Origin of the sequence: Metapseudomonas boanensis (assembly GCF_018704125.1) — a bacterium.
GTDB classification, from domain to species: domain Bacteria; phylum Pseudomonadota; class Gammaproteobacteria; order Pseudomonadales; family Pseudomonadaceae; genus Metapseudomonas; species Metapseudomonas boanensis.
This window is the reverse complement of record NZ_JAGTIS010000006.1, coordinates 238,436-260,511: the sequence shown is the minus strand read 5'-3', so window position 1 is coordinate 260,511 and position 22,076 is coordinate 238,436. Positions and strand designations below refer to the sequence as shown.

The 22,076-nt window shown below is 61.4% G+C and carries 17 protein-coding genes; 7 read left to right on the top strand and 10 right to left on the bottom strand.

All coding sequences use genetic code 11. The features are described 5' to 3' along the window. Window positions 1–825, bottom strand: coding sequence for a tRNA 2-thiocytidine(32) synthetase TtcA (gene ttcA, locus J7302_RS13780; protein WP_215375277.1), 825 nt, complete (start codon window positions 823–825; stop codon window positions 1–3). A gap of 100 nt (window positions 826–925) precedes the next feature. Here ttcA and J7302_RS13775 point away from each other — a divergent pair, with 100 nt between their 5' ends. From J7302_RS13775 to J7302_RS13765, 3 genes are all read left to right on the top strand, one after another. Next, window positions 926–1,522 carry a DNA-J related domain-containing protein gene (locus tag J7302_RS13775; protein ID WP_215375273.1) on the top strand — a complete coding sequence of 199 codons (597 nt, stop codon included), beginning with the start codon at window positions 926–928 and terminating at the stop codon, window positions 1,520–1,522. Window positions 1,523–1,688: 166 nt separating this feature from the next. Continuing rightward, window positions 1,689–2,288 carry a Yip1 family protein gene (locus tag J7302_RS13770; protein WP_215375270.1) on the top strand — a complete coding sequence of 200 codons (600 nt, stop codon included), beginning with the start codon at window positions 1,689–1,691 and terminating at the stop codon, window positions 2,286–2,288. A 125-nt stretch (window positions 2,289–2,413) separates the two neighbouring features. Further along, the gene (locus J7302_RS13765) at window positions 2,414–2,908 is read left to right on the top strand and encodes a SprT family zinc-dependent metalloprotease (protein ID WP_215375267.1); all 495 of its coding nucleotides are present in this window, start codon (window positions 2,414–2,416) and stop codon (window positions 2,906–2,908) included. Between the two features lie 39 nt (window positions 2,909–2,947). Here the strand turns inward: J7302_RS13765 and J7302_RS13760 are convergent, their stop codons facing one another. The 4 genes from J7302_RS13760 to J7302_RS13745 form a co-directional block, all read right to left on the bottom strand. Beyond that, complete coding sequence (locus tag J7302_RS13760; RefSeq protein ID WP_215375264.1) at window positions 2,948–4,129, bottom strand: CaiB/BaiF CoA transferase family protein; 1,182 nt, start codon at window positions 4,127–4,129, stop codon at window positions 2,948–2,950. A gap of 37 nt (window positions 4,130–4,166) precedes the next feature. Beyond that, entirely contained in the window at window positions 4,167–4,997 is an 831-nt protein-coding gene (locus tag J7302_RS13755; RefSeq protein ID WP_215375260.1) for an amidohydrolase family protein, read from the bottom strand. 102 nt (window positions 4,998–5,099) lie between these two features. After that, window positions 5,100–6,239: an acyl-CoA dehydrogenase family protein gene (locus J7302_RS13750; RefSeq protein ID WP_215375257.1), complete on the bottom strand. Its 1,140-nt coding sequence runs from the start codon at window positions 6,237–6,239 to the stop codon at window positions 5,100–5,102. A 231-nt stretch (window positions 6,240–6,470) separates the two neighbouring features. Next, window positions 6,471–7,769, bottom strand: coding sequence for a dicarboxylate/amino acid:cation symporter (locus tag J7302_RS13745; RefSeq protein WP_215375253.1), 1,299 nt, complete (start codon window positions 7,767–7,769; stop codon window positions 6,471–6,473). 324 nt (window positions 7,770–8,093) lie between these two features. On the opposite strand from J7302_RS13745, the gene J7302_RS13740 reads away from it, so the two are divergent. Then, window positions 8,094–9,092: an AraC family transcriptional regulator gene (locus J7302_RS13740; RefSeq protein WP_215375250.1), complete on the top strand. Its 999-nt coding sequence runs from the start codon at window positions 8,094–8,096 to the stop codon at window positions 9,090–9,092. 56 nt (window positions 9,093–9,148) lie between these two features. Here the strand turns inward: J7302_RS13740 and J7302_RS13735 are convergent, their stop codons facing one another. From J7302_RS13735 to J7302_RS13725, 3 genes are all read right to left on the bottom strand, one after another. Then, on the bottom strand, window positions 9,149–10,495 hold the full coding sequence (locus tag J7302_RS13735) for an ATP-binding protein (RefSeq protein ID WP_215375477.1): 1,347 nt from the start codon (window positions 10,493–10,495) through the stop codon (window positions 9,149–9,151). Between the two features lie 35 nt (window positions 10,496–10,530). After that, window positions 10,531–11,208, bottom strand: coding sequence for a response regulator (locus tag J7302_RS13730; protein ID WP_215375248.1), 678 nt, complete (start codon window positions 11,206–11,208; stop codon window positions 10,531–10,533). A gap of 179 nt (window positions 11,209–11,387) precedes the next feature. Continuing rightward, a complete protein-coding gene (locus tag J7302_RS13725) occupies window positions 11,388–12,572 on the bottom strand; it encodes an MFS transporter (protein ID WP_215375244.1) in 1,185 nt (394 codons plus the stop codon). Between the two features lie 365 nt (window positions 12,573–12,937). On the opposite strand from J7302_RS13725, the gene J7302_RS13720 reads away from it, so the two are divergent. Beyond that, window positions 12,938–13,657, top strand: a complete 720-nt coding sequence (locus tag J7302_RS13720) for a 4'-phosphopantetheinyl transferase family protein (RefSeq protein WP_215375241.1) — start codon at window positions 12,938–12,940, stop codon at window positions 13,655–13,657. A 232-nt stretch (window positions 13,658–13,889) separates the two neighbouring features. Here the strand turns inward: J7302_RS13720 and J7302_RS13715 are convergent, their stop codons facing one another. Both J7302_RS13715 and J7302_RS13710 read right to left on the bottom strand, forming a co-directional pair. Then, a complete protein-coding gene (locus J7302_RS13715; RefSeq protein ID WP_215375238.1) occupies window positions 13,890–15,506 on the bottom strand; it encodes an ATP-binding protein in 1,617 nt (538 codons plus the stop codon). 105 nt (window positions 15,507–15,611) lie between these two features. Then, a complete protein-coding gene (locus tag J7302_RS13710; protein WP_215375234.1) occupies window positions 15,612–16,337 on the bottom strand; it encodes a response regulator in 726 nt (241 codons plus the stop codon). Between the two features lie 714 nt (window positions 16,338–17,051). Between J7302_RS13710 and J7302_RS13705 the strand changes: the two genes are divergently transcribed. Further along, window positions 17,052–19,925, top strand: coding sequence for a ribonucleoside-diphosphate reductase subunit alpha (locus J7302_RS13705; RefSeq protein ID WP_215375231.1), 2,874 nt, complete (start codon window positions 17,052–17,054; stop codon window positions 19,923–19,925). A 297-nt stretch (window positions 19,926–20,222) separates the two neighbouring features. Continuing rightward, window positions 20,223–21,479: a ribonucleotide-diphosphate reductase subunit beta gene (locus tag J7302_RS13700; RefSeq protein WP_215375228.1), complete on the top strand. Its 1,257-nt coding sequence runs from the start codon at window positions 20,223–20,225 to the stop codon at window positions 21,477–21,479. The last annotated feature ends 597 nt before the right edge of the window (window positions 21,480–22,076 follow it).

Sequence of the window (22,076 nt, the reverse complement as noted above, 5' to 3'; positions counted from 1 at the left end):
TCAGATGTTGACGACGTCCAGCGTACGCGGCGCGGCGTTTTCGTCGATACGCAGGTTGGTGAAGTCGAACAGGTTGCGGTCGGCCAACTGCGAAGGCACGACGTTCTGCAGGGCACGGAACATGATTTCGGTACGGCCCGGCGATTTGCGCTCCCAGTCCTGGAGCATTTCCTTGACCACTTGGCGCTGGAGGTTTTCCTGCGATCCGCACAGGTTGCACGGGATGATCGGGAACTCCTTGAGGTTGGAGTAGGCCTCGATATCCGCCTCGTTGCAGTAGGCCAGCGGGCGGATCACCACGTTGCGGCCATCGTCTGCACGCAGTTTCGGCGGCATGGCCTTGAGGGTGCCGCCGTAGAACATATTAAGGAAGAAGGTTTCCAGAATGTCGTCGCGGTGGTGCCCAAGGGCCATCTTGGTCGCACCGATTTCGTCGGCGAACGTATAAAGAGTGCCACGACGCAGGCGCGAGCACAGCGAGCAGGTGGTCTTGCCCTCCGGGATTTTCTCCTTCACCACCGAGTAGGTGTCCTTCTCGATGATGTGATACGGCACACCGATGGACTCCAGGTAGGCCGGCAGCACGTGTTCGGGAAAACCGGGCTGCTTCTGGTCCATGTTCACCGCGACGAGCTCGAACTTGATCGGCGCCACCTTCTGCAAGTACAGCAGCACGTCGAGCATGGTGTAGCTGTCCTTGCCACCGGACAGGCAGACCATCACCTTGTCGCCGTCCTCGATCATGTTGAAGTCGGCGATGGCTTCGCCGGCCAGGCGACGAATACGTTTCTGCAGTTTGTTCTGATTGACCGAAAGGGTGCCCATGGTGCTTTGAAATCCGGGGAGAGATGCGAAAAGCTGGCTATTTTACGCACAAAGTGCGCTTCGCCCCAGCCCCATCATCGCCCTGTGCTAGGCTCCGGCGATGACCACCGACCTCGACCCCGCCCAGGACCTCAGCGAACAGCTCCACGAGCTGCTACGCGAGGCCCCGCTCGGCCTGAGCGAATACGAGTTGATCCAGCGCCTCAAGACGCGCCACTCCACGCACATTCCCCACCTCGAACTCACTGACAAGCTGGTGCTGTTTCGCACCCACTTCCTGGTGTTCAACGCACTCTACCTGCTGCGCGACCAACTGCACGCCGACCGCAGCGCCCACCTGGCCATCAGCCCGCTTTGCGTCCAGCTCATGCCTTATAAGGCTGGCAGCGCCGCCATCAGCGAGCTCGACTCCTTGCGTGACTATTATCTGGACTTGGCCAATCTGCGGGACACCACCGAAGAGGACGTGGAGAAACTCCTCGCCAGTTTCTGGACCCGCATGCAGGGCAGCGAAGAAAAGAGCGCCGCACTCGAACTCTTCGGGCTGCACGACAGCAGCCAGCCGCTCAACCTCGCCCTGATCAAACAGCGGTACCGCCAATTGGTGAGCGTGCACCATCCAGACAGGGGTGGCAGCACCTCGCGCCTGCAGTCGATCAACAAGGCGATGGAAATACTTCAACGCTATTACAACTGAACTTTAATCTTCGATTCGCTCTAAAAACCCCGCCCCCTTGGCACGAAACTGCTGCCTATACTGCGACATAAGGTCGCATAGGTCGGCCGAGCACCGTTCGGCGCTGGCTACGCGTCACCGGCGCTTCGCTGGGGGGCGACCTCATAATAATGAGGAGGTGTTCAGCATGATCCACCACGTTTGGGGGCTCTTCACTCATCCCGATCAGGAGTGGCAGGAGATTCGTGGCGAAGACGAAAGCATCAGCCACATGTACCTCACCCACGTCCTGATCCTTGCTGCAATTCCCGTAATTTCCGCATTCATCGGCACGACCCAGGTGGGCTGGGTGCTGGGCAAGGGCGATCCCGTCATGCTCACGCAGGCCAGCGCATTGCAGATGTCCATACTTTCCTACCTGGCGATGCTGGCCGGCGTGGCAGTCATGGGCGGATTCATCCACTGGATGGCTCGCACCTACGACGCCAATCCAAGCGTGACCGAATGCATCGTCTTCGCCGCCTACTGTGCCACCCCGCTGTTCATTGGCGGCCTGGCTGCGCTCTATCCGCACCTGTGGCTGGGCGCGACAGTCGGCACTTTGGCGATCTGCTACACGGTGTACCTGCTTTATGTGGGCATTCCCACATTCATGAACATTCCCAAGGATGAAGGCTTCCTGTTCTCCAGCTCCGTGCTGGCAGTGGGCCTGGTGGTACTGGTAGCGATGATCGCCGCAGCCGTGATCCTCTGGGGCTTTGGTCTGGGCCCGGTTTACACCAGCTGACAGGAGTAGCAAGCACAGAGGCCGCCCTCGGGCGGCCTTTTTCATTGGGCACCCGACCGCTCGGCGTCATCGCATCCGGCTAGCGCGGGCTTTGCGGCATAATCGCAGCCCACTGGAGTTTCACTATGCCCGAGCAGATACACGCCCGCGTCGAGGCCTGCTACCAGCAGGCCGAAGCCTTCTTCAAGCGCGCCTTCCCCCGCCCCGAGGTGAGTTTCAAACTTCGGGGGCAGAAGGCCGGTGTCGCCCATCTCCACGAGAACAAACTGCGCTTCAACCCGCAGCTCTACCGCGAGAACCAGGACGACTTCCTCAAGCAGACCGTGGCCCACGAAGTCGCACACCTCATCGCGCACCAGCTGTTTGGTCCCCGTATCCAGCCGCATGGCGAGGAGTGGCAGCTGATCATGCGCGGCGTCTACGAGCTGCCGCCCAATCGCTGCCATACGTATGAGGTGAAGCGACGCAAGACCACCCGCTATCTCTACCGCTGCGCCTGCCCGGATAACGATTTTCCCTTCTCCCCTCAGCGCCACGCATTGGTGGCACAAGGACGACGCTACTACTGCCGACGTTGCCGGGTGACCCTGGTATTCAGTGGGGAGCAGCGACAGGAATAGTCGGGGCCTTGGGAGTGCAAAGCGCTCCTTGGCTAACCCTTATCCCGTTACCTGAGCGGCCTTCAGCGCCGCGACCTGCTCGGCCGAGTAACCCAGTTCCGCCAGCACTTGGGCGGTATGGGAGCCGACCGCCCCGCCAGCATGGCGTGGCTCTGGCAGGCCGGAGGAGAACTTGATCGGGCAGGCGATCTGCTTCTGCGCGGGCAGGCCTTCGCGAGGGACTTCCACCACAAGGCCGCGTGCCTTGATCTGCGGGTGCTCGACAGCTTCGGACAGCGGCAACATAGGCTCGACGCAGGCATCAAGGGTGGCGAATACCTCGCACCAATCGGCGAAATCGCGCTTCTCGAACTCGACTTCGATGGCGCGCTTCAGTTCACGCTGATCTTCCGGCTTGGGAGACAGGCCCCGTGCAGCCAGTTCAGGACGGCCAATTGCGGCGCAAAATGACTGCATGAACTGCGGCTCCAGGCTGCCGACTGAGATCCAGCGGCCATCGCGGGTGCGGTAATAGTCATAGAAGCTACCGCCGTTAAGCACCTGACTCTCCATACCCGGCTCCACCCCCGCGCCCAGATAGCCGGCGCCGGCCATCGCGTGCAGGCTGAAGGCGCAGTCAGTCATGCTCACGTCCACCTGCTGCCCCTCCCCCGTTGCCTGGCGCTGGATCACCGCGGCCAGCAAACCCATCACCCCATGCAGCGAGCCTCCGGCAATGTCCGCGAGCTGCACGCCCAATGGCAACGGACCGCCGTCGCGACGCCCGGTGTAGCTGGCGATGCCGGAGATGGCCAGGTAGTTGATGTCGTGGCCTGCGCGGTCGCGGTAAGGCCCCGTCTGGCCGTAGCCAGTGATGGAGACATAGATCAGCCTGGGATTCACCGCTTTGAGCGCTTCATAGCCGAGGCCCAGCTTGTCCATGACCCCAGGCCGGAACTGCTCCAGCACGATGTCGTATTCACGCACCAGCTGCTTGACCACCTCCACCGCCTCGGGCCGCTTGAGGTCCAGCGCGATGCTGCGCTTGTTACGATTGAGATAAGCGTGGCTGGTGGACGTCCCGCCGTCATGAGGCGGCAGCGCGCGCACCAGATCCATGCGGCTGGGCGACTCCACACGCAACACCTCGGCGCCCATGTCGGCGAGCAGCAACGAAGCGAACGGCCCCGGCAGCAGGGTTGAGAAATCAAGGATCTTCAGTGAGGAAAGCGGGCCTTTCATGGCGACTCCTGGATTCATGGGACAGGGCATTGGCCCTTCACAGTTTGAACACTCGGCGCGCATTGCCGTGGAGAAACTTGTTCCGCACCTCCTCCGACAACTCCAGTTCGGCTACCTGTTCCATACAGCGCGAAAGCGAAAGCTGGGGGAAGTTGCTGCCAAACAGTACCTTGTCCTGACCATAGCTCTGCATGTACTGCAGCAAGGCCTGCGGGTAATAGCGCGGCAGGTAGGCCGAGGTGTCGATATAAACGTTGTCGTGCTTCCAGGCGACGCCGATCATCTCGTCGGTCCAGGGATGGCCGATGTGCCCGGCGACGACGCGCAGCTCGGGGAAATCCAGTGCCACCTCATCGAGGTAGGGCACTGGGCGACCGGTTTCCGAGGGCATCAACGGGCCAGTGTGACCGACCTGGGTGCAGAACGGGATGTCCAGCTCGATGCACTTTACGTAGAGCGGGTAATAGAGACGGTGGTTTGGCGGCAGCTTCCAAAGCCATGGCACCACGCGCAGGGCTTTGCAGCCCAGCTCGGTAACAGCGCGCTCCAACTCGTGCACGGCGGCCATGGGCCGGCTCATATCAACCGCGGCAACGCCGACGAATCGCCCAGGATAGGCGCGGGTGTATTCAGCCACCTCGTCATTACTGCTGACCCAGCGTTCGGGCCGGCACCAGGCGCTGATCATCAGCTTGTTGATGCCAGCCTTGTCCATCTCGGCCACGGTTTCCTCGGGGCTGAGGCCCTTGTCGAGCAGCGCCGTGGTGCCGGATTTCTCGAACAGGCGCACCGCTTCGGGAATGAGCTCGCGGGTACGGCCGGTGGCCAGCTGGGCCCAGGCGTCTATGGCGCCTTGTGCGTTGGACATGACTGTTACCTCCCTGGTACGCGGGGAACCCCGGACTGATGTCCGGGCTACGGTAGGCGAAAGTTAGATCGTTGGGTGCGCCATGCGGAGAGCTCGCCTGACTTAGATCTTCATCCCACGACTGATGATCTCTTTCATGATTTCCGAGGTGCCGGCGAAGATGCGCTGGATGCGCGCATTCGCATACATCTTGCAGATCGGGTACTCCCACATGTAGCCCCAGCCGCCGTGCAATTGCACACCTTCGTCGACCACCTTGCACAGCAGCTCGGTGGTGAAGAGCTTGGCCTCGGCCGCCACTTCCGGCGTCAGCTTCATCAAGTTGTGATCCATCACGCAGCGGTCGGTGAACACCTGCGCAACGTCGATCTGGGTTCGCATCTCGGCCAGCTTGAAACGGGTATTCTGGAAACTCGCCACGGTCCGGTCGAACGCCTTGCGCTCCTTCACATAGTCGATGGTGGTGAGCAACGCCGCCTCGGCTCCGGCCACCGCACCGCAAGCGTTGGTCAGACGCTCCTGGGCGAGCATGTTCATCAGATAGAAGAAGCCTGCCTTGGCATCGCCCAGCAGGTTTTCCTTGGGCACCCTAACGTTGTTGAAGAACAGCTCGGCGGTGTCCTGGCTCTTCATGCCGAGTTTCTTGAGGTTACGTCCACGCTCGAAGCCCTCCATGTCACGCTCGACCAGAAACAGTCCCATCGCGTGCTTGTTCGCCGGATCGGTCTTGGCAGCAACGATCACCACATCGGCCAGCAGGCCATTGGAGATGAATACCTTGGAGCCGTTGAGCAGGTAATGGTCGCCCTTGTCGACGGCCGTGGTTCGCATGCCGGCAAGGTCGGAGCCGGCGCTCGGCTCGGTCATGGCCACCGCGAGAATGGTTTCGCCGCGAATGATCCCCGGCAGGAACCGCGCTTTCTGCTCGGCATTGCCGTACTCGGCAATGTAAGGACCACAGAGCGCCGAATGCAGAGGGATCATGAAGCCCGGCTCGTTGATGTAGGCCAGCTCCTCCGCCATGATCTGCTCGTAGCGGAAGTCCTTCAGTCCGGCGCCGCCATACTCCTCATCAGCCCATGGCAGGAGAAACCCCATCTCCCCCGCCTTTTTCCACACATTGCGGTCGACCACGCCGGCGGCCTCCCAGGCCTCCTGATGCGGCACCACCTCTTTCTGCAGAAAGCTGCGGAAGGACTCGCGGAACATGTTGTGTTCGGTCTCGAAATGAATGCGCTGCATAGGGAGCTCTCTGGGCTGAAGTCGTGCCGCAGGTTAGGCGCCAGCCGCCAACGCTCTCAATGACGCAAGCGCTCAGAGCGAATTGACGCAATCGATCAGCCCCTCTCCCCGGAGTGGAGAGGCGCCGGGGGAGAGGGTTTTACGCTTACCGTTGATCCACAAAAAAGCCCGGCACAACGCCGGGCTTGAAATGCCTCCCCACCAGGAGGAGAACGCTGTTTCTTTAGCCGATCAGGCAGCCGTCTGCGGGGCGGCGCTCGGCTCGGCGACCTTGCCGCCGCTGGCCAGTTCGCTCTGCAGGATGGTTTCATCGAGCTGCTTGCACCACTTGGCGACGACGATGGTGGCCACGCCATTGCCGATCAGGTTGGTCAGGGCACGGGCTTCGGACATGAAACGGTCGATACCGAGGATCAATGCCAGGCCAGCAACCGGCAGATGGCCAACGGCGGACAGGGTGGCGGCCAACACGATGAACCCGGATCCGGTCACGCCAGCAGCGCCCTTGGAGGCCACCAGCAGCACCAGCAGCAGGGTGATCTGGTGAGTGATATCCATCGGCGTGTCAGTGGCCTGGGCGATGAACACCGCAGCCATGGTCAGGTAGATGGACGTGCCGTCGAGGTTGAACGAGTAGCCAGTGGGGATTACCAGACCGACTACGGACTTGTTCGCACCCAGCTTCTCCATCTTTTTCAGCATGCGCGGCAGAGCCGATTCGGAGGACGAGGTGCCCAGCACGATCAGCAGTTCTTCGCGGATGTACTTGATGAAGCGCAGGACGCTGAAACCATGGGCGCGGGCGATGCCACCCAGGACCACCAGGATGAAGAACACGCAGGTGATGTAGAAGCACAGCATCAGTTGGCCGAGTTGCACCAACGAGCCCACACCGTACTGGCCGATAGTGAAGGCCATGGCGCCGAAAGCACCGATGGGGGCGACCTTCATGATCATGTTGATGATGCCGAACATGACATGAGCGATACGGTCGATGAACTCCAGAATCGGCTTGCCGTAGTCACCCATGCGCTGCAGGGCGAAGGCGAAGATCACGGAGAAGAACAGCACCTGGAGGATGTCACCATTGGCGAAGGCGCCGACGACAGTGCTCGGAATCACATTGAGCAGGAAAGCCACGGTGCTCTGCTGCTCGCCGGCAGCGGCGAAGGCAGCGATGCCCTTCGTATCCAGGGTGCTCGGATCGACGTGCATGCCAACGCCCGGCTGCACAACGTTCACCACCACCAGGCCGATGAGCAGCGCAACGGTAGAAACGATCTCGAAATACAGCAGCGCATAGCCGCCGGTCTTGCCTACTGCCTTCATGTCCTGCATACCGGCGATGCCGCTGACCACGGTACAGAAGATGATGGGCGCGATGGCCATCTTGATCAGCTTGACGAAGCCGTCGCCCAGGGGCTTCAGCGCGACGCCGGTTTCCGGATAGAAATGGCCCAGGAGGATGCCGACAGCAATGGCAACGATGACCTGGACATACAAGCTCTTGTAGAACGGTTGGCGGGACATGGCAGTGTTCCTTTCGTGTGGCACCAAGCGTGTTCCGTACACCCCGGCGTCACCATGTTCGACACATCTCCCTGGCTGGGAGACTTTGTTGTTGTGCGGTCCAGTCGAATGGACGGCGATTTCCCTATCGCAAGCCCTGTGCCAATCCTAAAAAAATATAAAACCCTTATAAATCAATGCCTTGATAGAGCACAAACAAAACACCAATCCAACCGAATGGCGGGTTTCCGCCTGCGCCCCAGGGGGAAATCCGCCACTTTCGCCCTTGTCGCCGCCCGAGCAGGCGACCTACCATCGCCCCTCTCCCGCCCCAGGAAGTCATCGATGCGCGAGCGCACCATCGCCAGCCATTTCGTCCGCGCCGCCCTCAGAGGGCCGAAACGCCACGGCCTTGACTGCGAACTACTGCTGCGCTCTGCCGGCATCCAGCCTGCACTGCTCATGGAACCCCGGGCACGGGTCGCGCCGGAGCAGTTCAGTCGGTTGATGCAGGTGCTCTGGGCAGCCCTGGACGACGAATACATGGGCGTTGGCCAGCAGCGCAGCAAGCGCGGCACCTTCGCCATGATGTGCCACGCGATCATCCACTGCCGGACTCTGGACAAGGCGCTCAATCGAGGCACCCTCTTCTACAGTCTTTTCCCCGATGGGCCGGGCATCCGGCTGGAGCGCGTAGGCGACCTGGCACGACTGTCCGTGGACGACTCGGCGCTCTGGGACCCGGACCATTTCCTGGTAGAAAGCCTGCTGGTCATCTGGCATCGCCTGGCAAGCTGGCTCATAGGCCAGCGTATCCGCCTGACAGAAGCCACCTTCTCCTACGCTGAACCGTCCCACGCCGGCGAGTACGAACTGCTCTTCCCAACCACCCGGTGCTTTGGGGCGGAACGCACCAGCCTGGTGTTCCAGGCGCGCTACCTGGCAATGCCGCTGCTGCAAGACGAACGCACCCTCAAGCACTTCCTCGAACACTCGCCCGCAGATCTGCTGGCCCGCCCGGATGGCGGCGACAGCCTGACCAGCCAGATCCGCCGCCTGCTCGGCCGCGACTGCCGCAACTGGCCAGACCTGGAAACGGTGGCGCAGCAATTGCACATGAGCCCACAGACCTTGCGTCGCCACCTGCGTGAAGAAGGACCGAGCTTTCAGGAGCTGAAAGACCACCTGCGCCGTGACCTGGCCATCTACCATCTCGGTCGGGACGAACTGTCGATCCAGGATATCGCCGAGCAACTCGGCTTTTCCGAGCCCTCGGCCTTTCACCGGGCCTTCAAGAAGTGGACCGGACTGACGCCAGGCGCCTATCGGGCGCAGAAAAGCTGACCGCAGAGACTTATCTGACCTGTAGGGGAGAATTCACTCCCCACCGGACTTCCGGATCAAAGCAGTGGAAAACGAATCCGAAAATCGGCGCCACCCAGGTCCGAATCTTCGAGGAACAGCTCGCCCTCGTAGCTCTCGACAATGTCCTTCACTACCGCCGTGCCAATACCCTGCCCTGGGTGCTGGCTGTCCAGCCGCTCGCCACGTTTGAGGATGCGGGCACGCTGATTGGCCGGCACCCCGGGGCCATCGTCTGCCACACGCACCTCGCAGAATCCGTCTCGCACGTCGGCGCTGATGCGGATATGCCTCAGGCAAAGTCGATAGGCGTTCTCCAGCAGGTTGCCAAGCATTTCCAGCAACGCCCCCTGCTCCATCGGAACCATCAGCCCCGGATCAAACTTGCGTTCGATCTGAACGCGCTTGTCGCGGTAGACCTTGTCCAGAGCATCGCAGAGGGTATCGATCAAGGGCGCCAGGCGTACGCGGTGGCGCACCAGGCCACTCTTGCGCAAGCTTGCACGCTGCAACTGATAGCCGATCTGCTGGCTCATCCGCTCGACCTGGTTCTGCAGCACCCGCGCCTGCTCACCCTCGCCGGACTTGTCGGCCAGCACCTCGCTGACACCCTGCAGGACTGACAGTGGGGTTTTCAGACTGTGGGCCAGGTCATCCAGGGAATGGCGGTAGCGCTCGCGTTGGCGGCGTTCGCCATCCAACAGACGGTTCAGCGAGCGAGTCAGGCGTAGCAACTCTCGCGGGTGCTTTTCACTCAGGCTATCGCGACTCCCGGCCTCGACCTCATCCAGCTCGGAGCTGAGCCCGCGCAGGCTGCGAAAACCCCAGGTCAGGCCGAACCAAAGCAGGGCCAGCAGCACCACCGCGGCACCACTCAGCCAGATGTATAGCTGCTCGATGAAATCGTCGTACAAACCCTGGTAGTCACTGGCCGGCTGCATGGAAACGACATAGAAGGAAACCTTCTGGCCACGTAGCTGATCGACCTCCATCTGGTGAGCGAAAAACTCCCGCCCATTGACGTCCTTCAACTGCATGAGTTCATGATCATGCCGACCGAGTTGCGGCCGGTAAGGGACGCTCTCGTTCTCTGATGACCGGGACCACCAGACCAGCTTGCCTTCGCCGTCATAGATGTAAGCCAGTTGGCTGGCATCGAGGTCGTCGTACTCCGAGGACGGCAGATCGTCAGGCATATCCAGTCGGCCATCAGTGATGTATGCACTTGCGATCAGCGCGCTGGCATCGGACTCCAGGCGCATATGGATGGATTCCTCTAACGCAATGACGAATGCCCCGCGCAAGGCGGGTAGCAGCGCTAGCATGAACAACACCGAAATCGCGGCTGCCCCCAGCATCAAACGCAGCCGCAGGGAGTTGGCCACACCTCGTAAACAGTGCGTCACCAGTACTTTCACGCTCATCGGCACCGCTCGGTAAACAGGTAACCCAAGCCGCGAACCGTCTCGATCGGTTTGAAACCACCGTTGCCTTCAAGCTTGCGGCGCAAGCGTCCGACCAGCACCTCGATCACGTTCGGGTCACGTTCTTCGTCATCTGGATAGAGCTGCTCCATCAGGCGCTCCTTGGCCACGACCTGCTGATGATGGCGCATAAGGTACTCGAGAATGCGGTACTCGAAGGCAGTCAGTTGCAGCGCCTCGCCGTCGATCTGCGCCTGCTTTCGATTGAGATCCAGCAGCAGCGGGCCCGCCTCGATCGTGGGCTGGGTGAAACCCGATGAGCGCCGCAGCAAGGCGTTCAGCCGAGCCTCCAGCTCTTCGAACTGGAACGGCTTGACCACGTAATCGTCAGCACCGGCCGCCAGCCCCTCGACCTTGTCCTGCCAGTTGCCACGGGCCGTCAGGATCAGGATCGGAAAGCTCTTTCCCTGGCTACGCAACTGTCGGATCAGCTCCAGGCCACTCATGCCCGGCAGGCCGAGATCGATGATGGCCAGATCATGGCTGAACTCAGCAACCCGGTACAGCGCTTCCTCGGCATCGGCAACAGCATCCACCACATGGTCATGCTCGCCCAGACGAGTGAAGAGATGGTGGCGCAACAGCGCCTCGTCCTCAACAACCAGCAACTTCATCGGCAAGCCCCCAAAGAGAGGACTCCAACAGGAGGTCGACAGGCCCAAAGGCCATGTCCGAACAGGACTTCATACATCTGGATGCCCTCCAGGCAACGGTGACGGCGAGAGTGGGGAATAGCTTGCCAGCTGATTACTGAACCGCACCTGAACCTTCCCTGAACAACCGGCCCACTCCTTCAAAGTTTACGCGCACGCCACCCGGCCAGCAGGAACAACGAAACCAGCACGGCCAGCAGTGGCAGCCAGCCGGCATGTTCCCATACGTAGCCGCCGGCATAGCCGACCAGGCTCGAGCCCAGGTAATAGGCGCAGAGGTACAGCGCCGAAGCCTGCGCCTTGGCTTCCTTTGCACGCTGCCCCACCTGGCCGCTTGCCACGGCATGAGCAGCAAAAAAGCCCAGTGTCACCAATGCGAGCCCGACTACCGAGGTCACCAGCAACGGCAGGGCGCACAGGCCAGCACCAATGACGATGGTGCCCACACCACCTTGCACGACTCGCCGCGCCCCGAGTCGCGGAACCAGCCGTCCGCTCCAACCGGCACTGAAGATGCCCACCAGGTAAACCAGGAACAACAAACCAATCAGACTGTTCGACAGCCCGAATGGTGGCGCCGCCAAGCGGAAACCAATGTAGTTGAACAGCGCCACGAAGCCGCCCATCAGCAGGAATGCCATGAGAAACAGGCCACGCAGCTCAGGGTTGGCCAGATGCCCGGAGAAATTGCCCAACAAGCCCGACAGCGACAACGGATGTGCTTTGAAATGCCGCGACGGGGGCAGCCACCAGAGGAACAATCCCAGGGCCAGCAATCCCAGCAGGCCGATTCCGCCAAGAGCCAGCGGCCAACCGCCCAGGTCACTGAGCAGGCCGGCCAGCAAACGGCCGAGCAGACCACCGAGCGCGGTTCCGCTTATATAGAGCCCCATGGCCGCCGGCAAAGAATCGGGATCGAACTCCTCACCGACATACGCCATCGCCAGCGCCGGAAGCCCGCTCAGAGCCAACCCCAGCAGTGTCCGCAGAATAAGCAGCACCTGCCAGGAATCCACCAGCGCACACGCAATGCCAAGCAGGCTGGCCAGCCCCAGCGCCGCCGCCATGACCGCTTTTCGCCCCCAACTCTCGCTGAGCGCGCCGGCCAACAGCAGGCACAGGGCAAGGCTCAGGGTGCTGAGGGACAAAACCAGACTACTGCTGGCTGCGGAAACACGGAAATGCGCAGCCAGCAAAGGCAGGAGTGGCTGCACACAATAGAGCAAGGCGAAAGTGGCGAAACCGGCGCAGAACAACGCCAGCGTCGCGCGCCGATACGCGGCGGAACCTCGGGTGAGATGGGTATCTGAAGCATTCGACGCCATTGCTGAGCTCACACAAACGGCCCCAGTGAACCGCGTTGCAAGCCTAGCACGCCGTCTGGTCGAATTAGCCGACTACGCGGCAGCCGGGCTTCGCTGCGCTCTGCGTCAACCTACGGGTCGCACGTTGATGCGAGCAAAAAAAAACGGGAGCCCAATCGGGCTCCCGCACTCAATTCAGAGAAAATGTCCGGAATCGGCATTCGCCAGGATTCCAAACTACAACCTCACCTGCGTTCCAGAAGAAACGCACCTGCAGTTTTGCAAAAGACTGCCCGGCAATCCGTTTCGCTTTGTTGGCCATTTGCAAACATATGTAACTGCTTACCTGGCTGGTCGATTGCCAACGGGCCATGCAAAATGCCGCCATGACCTCGAACCATCCCGCCTGCTGCAGTGCTATCGAACCCGCCTGGCCATTCAATGATGCGCTGCCGGGTATCGTCATGCGCTCGTGCCAATTTGATCCCTCGCGGCTTACACCGAACGACTTCGCCCTTACCGCCATTGCAGCGCCTTCGAGCATTCAGCGTTCCGTAGCCAAGCGGCAGACCGAATTCCTGGCCGGCCGCCTCTGCGCTCGCGAGGCCCTGCAGACCCTCACCGGCATTCCCAACGTGCCCGGATTGCATGAAGACAGGGCGCCCATCTGGCCCGAAGGCATTTGCGGTTCGATCAGCCACAGCCACGGCCTGGCCTCGGCACTGGTAGCCAGCCATACACACTGGCGCGGCCTGGGCCTCGACCTTGAAACCCTGCTGCCCGCAAGCCGCGCCCAACGCCTGGCCAAGGAAATCCTCACGCCAGCCGAGCTAAACCGTCTGGGTAGCCTCGACCCAAGTCAATACGCCGAGCGGATCACCCTCACCTTCTCGATCAAGGAAAGCCTGTTCAAGGCGCTCTACCCGCTGGTTGGCCAACGCTTCTACTTTCAGGATGCGGAGCTGCTGAACGTCGACTCAAATGGCCGCGCACGTCTTCGCCTGCTGCTGGATCTCTCCAGAGAATGGCATGCAGGCCGCGAGCTTGGCGGGAACTTCTGCTATTTCCAGGAAAGGCTGCTGAGCCTGGTGGCGATTCCGGCGTAAGGCTTAAGGCCAGGCACGCCGGTGGGCAGAAGAGAACCATGTAGAAGTGAGGGGGGACACCGAGTTCTTGCTCGCGAAGAAATCGGCACGCGCGCCTTCGCGAGCAAGCTCGCTCCTACAGTGAATGCAGCCAGCCATTCAGGGTGGGCTTCATTGAGCAGCGCGAGACCCATCAGCCAGCGCCAACGGCGCCGCGCGAATTCACTCGCCAGGCAGACCAACAAGATGCTCCCTACAAGGTTTCCGCTTCGGATTGCCGCCTTGGCCAGACAAGGCTGAAGCGCGCGCCGCCCAGTGCATCACTGTGACCAACCTGTGCGCGACCGGCGTGCCAATAGATGATCCGCCTGACGATGGAAAGCCCCAAGCCATGCCCGCCAGAAGCGCGGGTGCGGCTGTCGTCCAGGCGCATGAAGGGCGTGAAGATTCGCTCCCACTGGCTCTCAGGCACGCCGGGACCGTCGTCCTCGACATCGATACGGCAGCGCCGGTGGCCGATCTGGTAGTTCAGCGTCACCCGTGCCTCGGCGTGGCGCATGGCGTTGCTCACGAGGTTCTGCAGGGCCCGGTGCAGATAGCGGGGTTCCGCTTCCACCCAGGCCCCCTCGGCATCCACGTTCAGGCACAGCCCGCGTTCGACATGCACGGTGGCACGCAAGGGCGAGAGCTCGGCGATCACCTGATCGAACAGCGCGTCCAGGTCCACGCGCTGGAAGTGCAGGGCTGGCGTACCCTGCTCCAGGCGCGCGTAGGTGAGCATCTCGTCGACCAACTTGTCGAGTTCTTGGATGTCACCGTCCATGCCATCCATGTACTTGCGCCGGGCCTCTTCGGTCTCGGCATCGGCAATCATTTCCAATCCGAAGCGCAACCGCGCCACGGGGGTGCGCAATTCGTGGGACACTGCGCGCACCAACTCGCGCTGGACCGACACCAGCCGCTGCAACTGCTCGGCCATGCCATTGAAGGCAGCGGCGAGGCGTCCTACCGAATCAGCGCCGCGGGCTGGCACACGAGCATCCAGCTTGCCTTGGGCAATGCTCGTGGCTGTGCTCTCCACCGTCATCAGGCGGTGCTCCAGCTGCCGCACCAGGAAATAGACCGTCAGGCCGATCAGCGTCAACCCCAGCGCGCCGATCAACACCAGCAACTGAGGCGGATAGGGGTTCATCTGGTATATCGGACCCATCTCCAGAACCCAGGGCGTATCCACCATTCCGGCGAAGACCCGGATCGAGTCGCCGTCCTTGCCCAGGGCCATCACCGTATCGCCTTCATCCACGCGGCGGCGCTGGTCAGCATCGAGGTCAGCCTCCTTCAGCGGAATCAGGCGAAGGTCGAAACCGAACTGCTTACGCTCCTTCAATGAAGCCAGGCGCTGCGGTTGCTCGTTGACCGGGAAGCGCACCAGTTCGTCCATCAGCAGGTACACCGTAGCGCGCGCCAACTGTTCGCTGATCTGCTGCACCTCGCCCGACAGCAACACCCCTTCGGCAACGCTGAGCAGGCTATAGACCCGAGCCGCGTGGGGGCCGGTCTCCTGCACCAGAACCTGGCCACGGTTCAAACGTCCGCGGGCACTGCTATCCAGGCGCGCCTGCTCCATCGGCAGGAGCTCCAGCGGGATGCCGAGCAAACGCGCCCAGAGCACCACGGCCCGGCGCCGCTCCACCTCATCCATCGGCTGCAGGTTGTCTGCCATGAGGCGAAACGTGCCGCGGGCCAGACTCTCGCGGTACTGGTCGGCGCGTACCTGGTTGACCTGGTGAATGGTGAACACGCCGAGCAGCGCGACCAGCACCAAAGCCACCAACATGCCGCCATAGATGCGCAGGAAGATCGAGTTCATCGCAGCCCTGCCCGTAGGAGCGAGCTTGCTCGCGAAAGGGTCCACGCGAGATTTTTCGTAAACAAGCTCGCACCTACAAGGTAGAAACCATGCACTCTCGCCACCTCAGACCAACCCTTCAGCGGCTTCCCGGACAAACAGGTAGCCCTTGCTACGCACCGTCTTGATCAGGCGCGGGTGCATGGGGTCGTCCCCGATCTTCGGGCGAATGCGCGAAATGCGCACGTCGATTGAACGGTCCTGACCGTCGTATTCGATTCCGCGCAGGGAATTGAAAATCTCCTCGCGGGAGAGAATGCGCCCGGCATTCACCGCCAGCAGCCAGAGCAAGTCGAACTCGGCGCTGGTCAGCTCAATGCTGCGCTCGCTCAACCAGGCCTCACGCATGGCGTTATCGATAACCAGCGGGCCGAATTCCAACCGTCGCAGGCTCTCGGGCGCGGGTGGCTCGATTGCCGCCTCACTGCGGCGCAACAGCGCACGGATGCGCGCCAGCAGCACGCGCGGGCGCACCGGCTTGCATACATAGTCATCGGCGCCCAGTTCCAGACCCAGCACCTGATCCATATCGTCGGTACGCGCGGTGAGCATCAGGATGCGGCCGTCGTACTGGCCGCGCAGCTTGCGACAGATCGACAGGCCATCCTCGCCCGGCAGCATCAGGTCCAGGACCACCAGGTCCGGGCGGTCCTTGAGAATGCGCGCCACGGCCAGGCCACCATCGGACTCGATCGACACCTCCAGGCCGTTACCTTCCAAGTATTCCCTCGTCAGCTCGGCCAGACGTTGATCGTCTTCGACAATGAGGATTCGCCAGGCTTCTTGCTCCACCACGCACTCCCACAAACAGACATCGGGCCATAGAAAATGGCCAGCATTGTAGCAATGCCAATGGTTTAGCACAGCGCGGACCAACTCGGCATGAAAACACAACATATTGTGTTAGCTTGCGACGCGCTCTACAGAGTCGCCCCCCCGAAAAAATACGCCATTTAGCGGCGACGAACGGCAGAGCCTAGAGCCAGCGGGGCTTAGCTCTTGTTACCCAAGAGTCACCCACAAATCACCCACAACTTATCCACAGGCTAGATGTTGTGGGTCGCCTTGCAATACCCCCAATAGCGCATTATCTTGTACCCCCATCGAGCCCAGCCCCTACATATTGGGGTCAGGGCAGGCCACCGGACACAATTAGAATCAAGCGCAACAGGCTTTTTCAGAGCCCAACCACCGGTGAGCCACAAGCGTTGATCGACCCACCACCCGCCACCGGCGAGCGGTGCCGGCCCAGGACACAAAGAACGTGACTGGGAGCTGGAATGAGGTGTCGCGCTGAACGTGCGCACCACTAGGTATTGTGTTGTCACGGTGGTTTGACACCGAGACGTTTGACTTGTAGGGCCAGGGAGGCACTTGAGTCCCGCCCCTCACAGCCTCGAAGCATCGACTTTCGCGCCCGGCGCCTTGCCGTGCGTATTGCGTTGCGGAAAGGAAATGAAGAGCAGCTCAGGCGCCCATCAATAAATTGAGAACATGGAGAACCCCATGCAGACCGACACCACTCGCGAGAACCCGCAGGCTGTAGCGCCGCAGGCCGCCGAATCCAACCAGGATCTGGCAGCCACTGCGCCCGGCCAGCTGCGCGTGATCAAACGCAACGGCACCGTCGTCGCCTACACCGACGACAAGATCACCGTTGCCATCACCAAGGCGTTCCTCGCCGTGGAAGGCGGTACTGCCGCAGCTTCTTCGCGTATCCATGAAACCGTCGCGCGCCTGACCGAGCAGGTCACCGCGACCTTCAAGCGTCGCATGCCCTCGGGCGGCACCATTCACATCGAAGAAATCCAGGACCAGGTCGAACTGGCCCTGATGCGTGCCGGTGAGCAGAAAGTCGCCCGCGACTACGTACTCTACCGCGATGCCCGTGCCCAGGAACGCGCCAAGCGCAGCGCCGAAAGCGATGTGGCCCAGCCGCACCCGAGCATCCGCATCACCCGTGCCGACGGCAGCCGCATCCCGCTGGACATGGGCCGCCTTAACACCATCATCAGCGAAGCCTGCGAAGCCCTGGCCGAAGTCGACGGCTCGCTGATCGAGCGTGAAACGCTGAAGAACCTGTACGACGGCGTTGCCGAGAAGGACGTCAACACCGCCCTGGTGATGACTGCCCGTACCCTGGTCGAGCGTGAGCCGAACTACTCCTACGTCACCGCCCGCCTGCTGATGGACACCCTGCGCGCCGAAGCCCTGAGCTTCCTCGGCGTGGTCGACAGCGCCACCCACCACGAAATGGCCGACATCTACGCCAAGGCCCTGGCCGTGTACGTCGAGAAAGGCGTCGAGTTCGAACTGCTCGATCCGAAACTGAAATCCTTCGACCTGGAAAAACTGGGCCGCGCGCTGAACCACGAGCGTGACCAGCAGTTCACCTATCTCGGCCTGCAGACCCTGTACGACCGCTACTTCCTGCACAAGGACGGCATCCGCTTCGAACTGCCGCAGGTCTTCTTCATGCGCGTCGCCATGGGCCTCGCCATCGAAGAGCCGCAGAAAGAAGAACGCGCCATCGAGTTCTACAACCTGCTGTCGTCCTTCGACTACATGTCGTCGACCCCGACCCTGTTCAACGCCGGCACCCTGCGCCCACAGCTCTCCAGCTGCTACCTGACCACCGTTCCAGACGACCTGTCGGGCATCTACAACGCCATCCACGACAACGCCATGCTGTCGAAATTCGCCGGCGGCCTGGGCAACGACTGGACTCCGGTGCGCGCACTGGGCTCCTACATCAAGGGCACCAACGGCAAATCCCAGGGCGTCGTCCCCTTCCTGAAAGTGGTCAACGACACCGCGGTCGCCGTGAACCAGGGTGGCAAGCGCAAAGGCGCCGTCTGCGCCTACCTGGAAACCTGGCACCTGGACATCGAGGAATTCCTCGAGCTGCGCAAGAACACCGGTGACGACCGCCGCCGTACCCACGACATGAACACCGCGAACTGGATTCCGGACCTGTTCATGAAACGCGTATTCGAAGACGGCACCTGGACCCTCTTCTCCCCGGCTGACGTCCCCGACCTGCACGACCTCTACGGCAAGGCCTTCGAGGAGCGCTACGAGTACTACGAAGCCCTGACCCAGTACGGCAAGCTGAAGCTGCACAAAGTCGTCCAGGCCAAAGACCTGTGGCGCAAGATGCTCTCCATGCTGTTCGAGACCGGCCACCCGTGGCTGACCTTCAAGGACCCGTGCAACCTGCGCAGCCCGCAACAGCACGTGGGCGTGGTCCACAGCTCGAACCTGTGCACCGAGATCACCCTGAACACCAACAAGGACGAGATCGCGGTCTGCAACCTGGGTTCGGTGAACCTGGTCAACCACATCGTCGATGGCAAGCTGGACGTCGAGAAACTCGGCCGCACCGTGAAAACCGCAGTTCGCATGCTCGATAACGTTATCGACATCAACTACTACTCGGTTCCGCAGGCGCAGAATTCCAACTTCAAGCACCGCCCGGTCGGCCTCGGCATCATGGGCTTCCAGGACGCTCTGTACCTGCAGCACATCGCCTACGGCTCGGACGCTGCCATCGAGTTCGCCGACAAGTCCATGGAGGCCATCAGCTACTTCGCCATCCAGGCCTCCTGTGACCTGGCTGACGAGCGCGGTGCCTACCAGACCTTCGAAGGCTCCCTGTGGTCCCAAGGCATCCTGCCGATCGACTCGCAGAAGCTGCTGATCGAGGCCCGTGGCGCGAAGTACATCGAAGTCGACCAGAGCGAAAGCCTGGATTGGGCGCCGGTGCGCGAGCGCGTACAGAAAGGTATTCGTAACTCGAACATCATGGCCATCGCGCCGACCGCGACCATCGCCAACATCACCGGCGTATCGCAGTCCATCGAGCCGACCTACCAGAACCTCTACGTGAAGTCGAACCTCTCCGGCGAGTTCACCGTGATCAACCCCTACCTGGTACGCGACCTGAAAGCCCGCGGCCTGTGGGACCCGGTCATGGTCAACGACCTGAAGTACTACGACGGCTCCGTGCAGCAGATCGAGCGCATCCCGCAAGACCTGAAAGACCTGTACGCCACCGCCTTCGAAGTCGAAACCAAGTGGATCGTCGACGCCGCCAGCCGCCGTCAGAAGTGGATCGATCAGGCCCAGTCCCTGAACCTCTACATTGCCGGCGCCTCGGGCAAGAAGCTGGACGTGACCTACCGCATGGCTTGGTACCGTGGCCTGAAAACCACCTACTACCTCCGTGCCCTGGCCGCCACCAGCACCGAGAAGTCGACCATCAACACCGGCAAGCTCAACGCCGTGTCCTCGGTAATCGACGAAAGCCTGCAAGCCGCTCCGGCACCGGTCCCGCAAGCCTGCTCCATCGACAACCCGGACTGCGAAGCCTGCCAATAACGCGGTCCCCGGAGCGGCCCCACGACGGGGCCGCTCCCTCCCCTCCCCCCCCCTGAGAGAGGGTGTGGGAGCGGGCCGCGCTCGGATGAGGGACGTTTCAGAGCGCACGCTCCAAGCACCACCGATCCAACAGCCCCGCTCACAAACCGGGCGGGCACAGGCCAGGGCAAACCATCGCCCCGCCCTCCGCCATGAGCGGACCGTTGCCTTGCATGCACCGCGCAACGAACTAAGATTTTTACTGTATATCCATACAGGCCGGTAACTGACCGGCCCTCAAGCAGGAGAGCAACCGCCATGCTGAGCTGGGACGAATTCGACAAAGAAGACAGCGCACCCGTAGCCGCCAAACCGGCTAACGCCGCCACTGCCGCCGCCGCAGGGGCCAACCTCGACAAGCTCGACAACGAAGCCGCCGGCTCCGTCAGCGACGCCCGCGCCGTTTCCGCCAGCGACTCCGATGCGGTTGCCCGCGCCAAGAAGGCCCTGGACGACCTCGACATCCAGGAAGGCCTGGACGACCTCGAAGGCGCCTCCGCGCGCGTACAGGTTGGCGACAAGCAAATGATCAACGCCCGCGCCGACCTCAACCAGCTCGTACCCTTCAAGTACGACTGGGCCTGGCAGAAGTACCTGGATGGCTGCGCCAACCACTGGATGCCGCAAGAAGTGAACATGAACGCCGACATTGCCCTGTGGAAGAGCAAAGACGGTCTCAGCGAGGATGAGCGCCGCATCGTCATGCGCAATCTCGGCTTCTTCTCCACCGCCGACTCCCTGGTGGCCAACAACCTGGTGCTGGCCGTCTACCGCCTGATCACCAACCCCGAGTGCCGCCAGTACATCCTGCGCCAGGCCTTCGAAGAAGCGATCCACACCCACGCCTACCAGTACTGCATCGAATCGCTGGGCATGGACGAGGGCGAAATTTTCAACATGTACCATGAGATCCCCTCGGTCGCTAAAAAGGCATCCTGGGGCCTCAAGTACACCCGCTCGATCTCCGATCCGAAGTTCAACACCGGCACCCCGGAGACTGACCGCCAGTTCCTGCGTAACCTCATCGCCTACTACTGCGTACTGGAAGGCATCTTCTTCTACTGCGGCTTCACCCAGATTCTCTCCATGGGCCGTCGCAACAAGATGACCGGCACCGCCGAGCAGTTCCAATACATCCTGCGCGACGAATCCATGCACCTGAACTTTGGCATCGACGTGATCAACCAGATCAAGATCGAAAACCCGCACCTGTGGGATGCCCAGATGAAGGACGAAGCTACCCAGATGATCCTCCAGGGCACCCAGCTCGAGATCGAATACGCACGCGACACCATGCCGCGCGGCGTACTGGGCATGAACGCCGCAATGATGGAGGACTACCTCAAGTTCATCGCCAACCGCCGCCTGACCCAGATCGGCCTGAAAGAGGAATACCCGGGCACCACCAACCCGTTCCCGTGGATGTCCGAAATCATGGACCTGAAGAAGGAAAAGAACTTCTTCGAGACCCGTGTCATTGAGTACCAGACTGGCGGTGCGCTGAGCTGGGATTGATTTGGGGTCGCGTAGTTTTTCAACAAACACTGAAACTTTTTCACTGAATGTTGAAACGAATGCACCGAGGCGGTGCACAGCCGCTGCCTGGGGAGGCAGCGGCGACAGCCATCCACGGGCGGCTGTAGTAACAGGGCAAGGCCATTAGCCCCAAAGGAGTTGGGGTAGAAAGGAGTAAGAAAAAGGGCCGGTGAGCAACGCTCACCGGCCCTTTTTCATTGGTATGTGGTTCGCTTGCTGCCACTATTAAGGACACTAGCACCTTAGGGCGGCCGAAGCCTTTGGCCGGGATAAGTCGGGACGCCGCATCAGGCTGGCCCAGACGTGCACGTCGATGGTCATCAGTGGCGATAACGACACCAGCACTGCCGTCCAGAACTGGTTCCCGCTAATTGGCCAGCTTCTCAACGCGCCGTTCGTTTTATATCCACCATCGGGGATAGCCTGCAACACCAGTACCCGGAACTGTCAGCCCAGCACATCGCCGACCTCATTGCGCGCACATCCAAATAACGACGCCGACCTCCGCTTTTGACTGCGAATCCTTGCGCCCATTTGATGGATGCGGCCGGCCTAAAGGGCGCGCAATCAACTTAC

Coding starts and splice junctions, on each gene's coding strand:
- ttcA (WP_215375277.1), bottom strand. CDS start 825: ATGGGCACCCTTTCGGTCAATCAGAACAAACTGCAGAAACGTATTCGT.
- J7302_RS13775 (WP_215375273.1), top strand. CDS start 926: ATGACCACCGACCTCGACCCCGCCCAGGACCTCAGCGAACAGCTCCAC.
- J7302_RS13770 (WP_215375270.1), top strand. CDS start 1,689: ATGATCCACCACGTTTGGGGGCTCTTCACTCATCCCGATCAGGAGTGG.
- J7302_RS13765 (WP_215375267.1), top strand. CDS start 2,414: ATGCCCGAGCAGATACACGCCCGCGTCGAGGCCTGCTACCAGCAGGCC.
- J7302_RS13760 (WP_215375264.1), bottom strand. CDS start 4,129: ATGAAAGGCCCGCTTTCCTCACTGAAGATCCTTGATTTCTCAACCCTG.
- J7302_RS13755 (WP_215375260.1), bottom strand. CDS start 4,997: ATGTCCAACGCACAAGGCGCCATAGACGCCTGGGCCCAGCTGGCCACC.
- J7302_RS13750 (WP_215375257.1), bottom strand. CDS start 6,239: ATGCAGCGCATTCATTTCGAGACCGAACACAACATGTTCCGCGAGTCC.
- J7302_RS13745 (WP_215375253.1), bottom strand. CDS start 7,769: ATGTCCCGCCAACCGTTCTACAAGAGCTTGTATGTCCAGGTCATCGTT.
- J7302_RS13740 (WP_215375250.1), top strand. CDS start 8,094: ATGCGCGAGCGCACCATCGCCAGCCATTTCGTCCGCGCCGCCCTCAGA.
- J7302_RS13730 (WP_215375248.1), bottom strand. CDS start 11,208: ATGAAGTTGCTGGTTGTTGAGGACGAGGCGCTGTTGCGCCACCATCTC.
- J7302_RS13725 (WP_215375244.1), bottom strand. CDS start 12,572: ATGGCGTCGAATGCTTCAGATACCCATCTCACCCGAGGTTCCGCCGCG.
- J7302_RS13720 (WP_215375241.1), top strand. CDS start 12,938: ATGACCTCGAACCATCCCGCCTGCTGCAGTGCTATCGAACCCGCCTGG.
- J7302_RS13715 (WP_215375238.1), bottom strand. CDS start 15,506: ATGAACTCGATCTTCCTGCGCATCTATGGCGGCATGTTGGTGGCTTTG.
- J7302_RS13705 (WP_215375231.1), top strand. CDS start 17,052: ATGCAGACCGACACCACTCGCGAGAACCCGCAGGCTGTAGCGCCGCAG.
- J7302_RS13700 (WP_215375228.1), top strand. CDS start 20,223: ATGCTGAGCTGGGACGAATTCGACAAAGAAGACAGCGCACCCGTAGCC.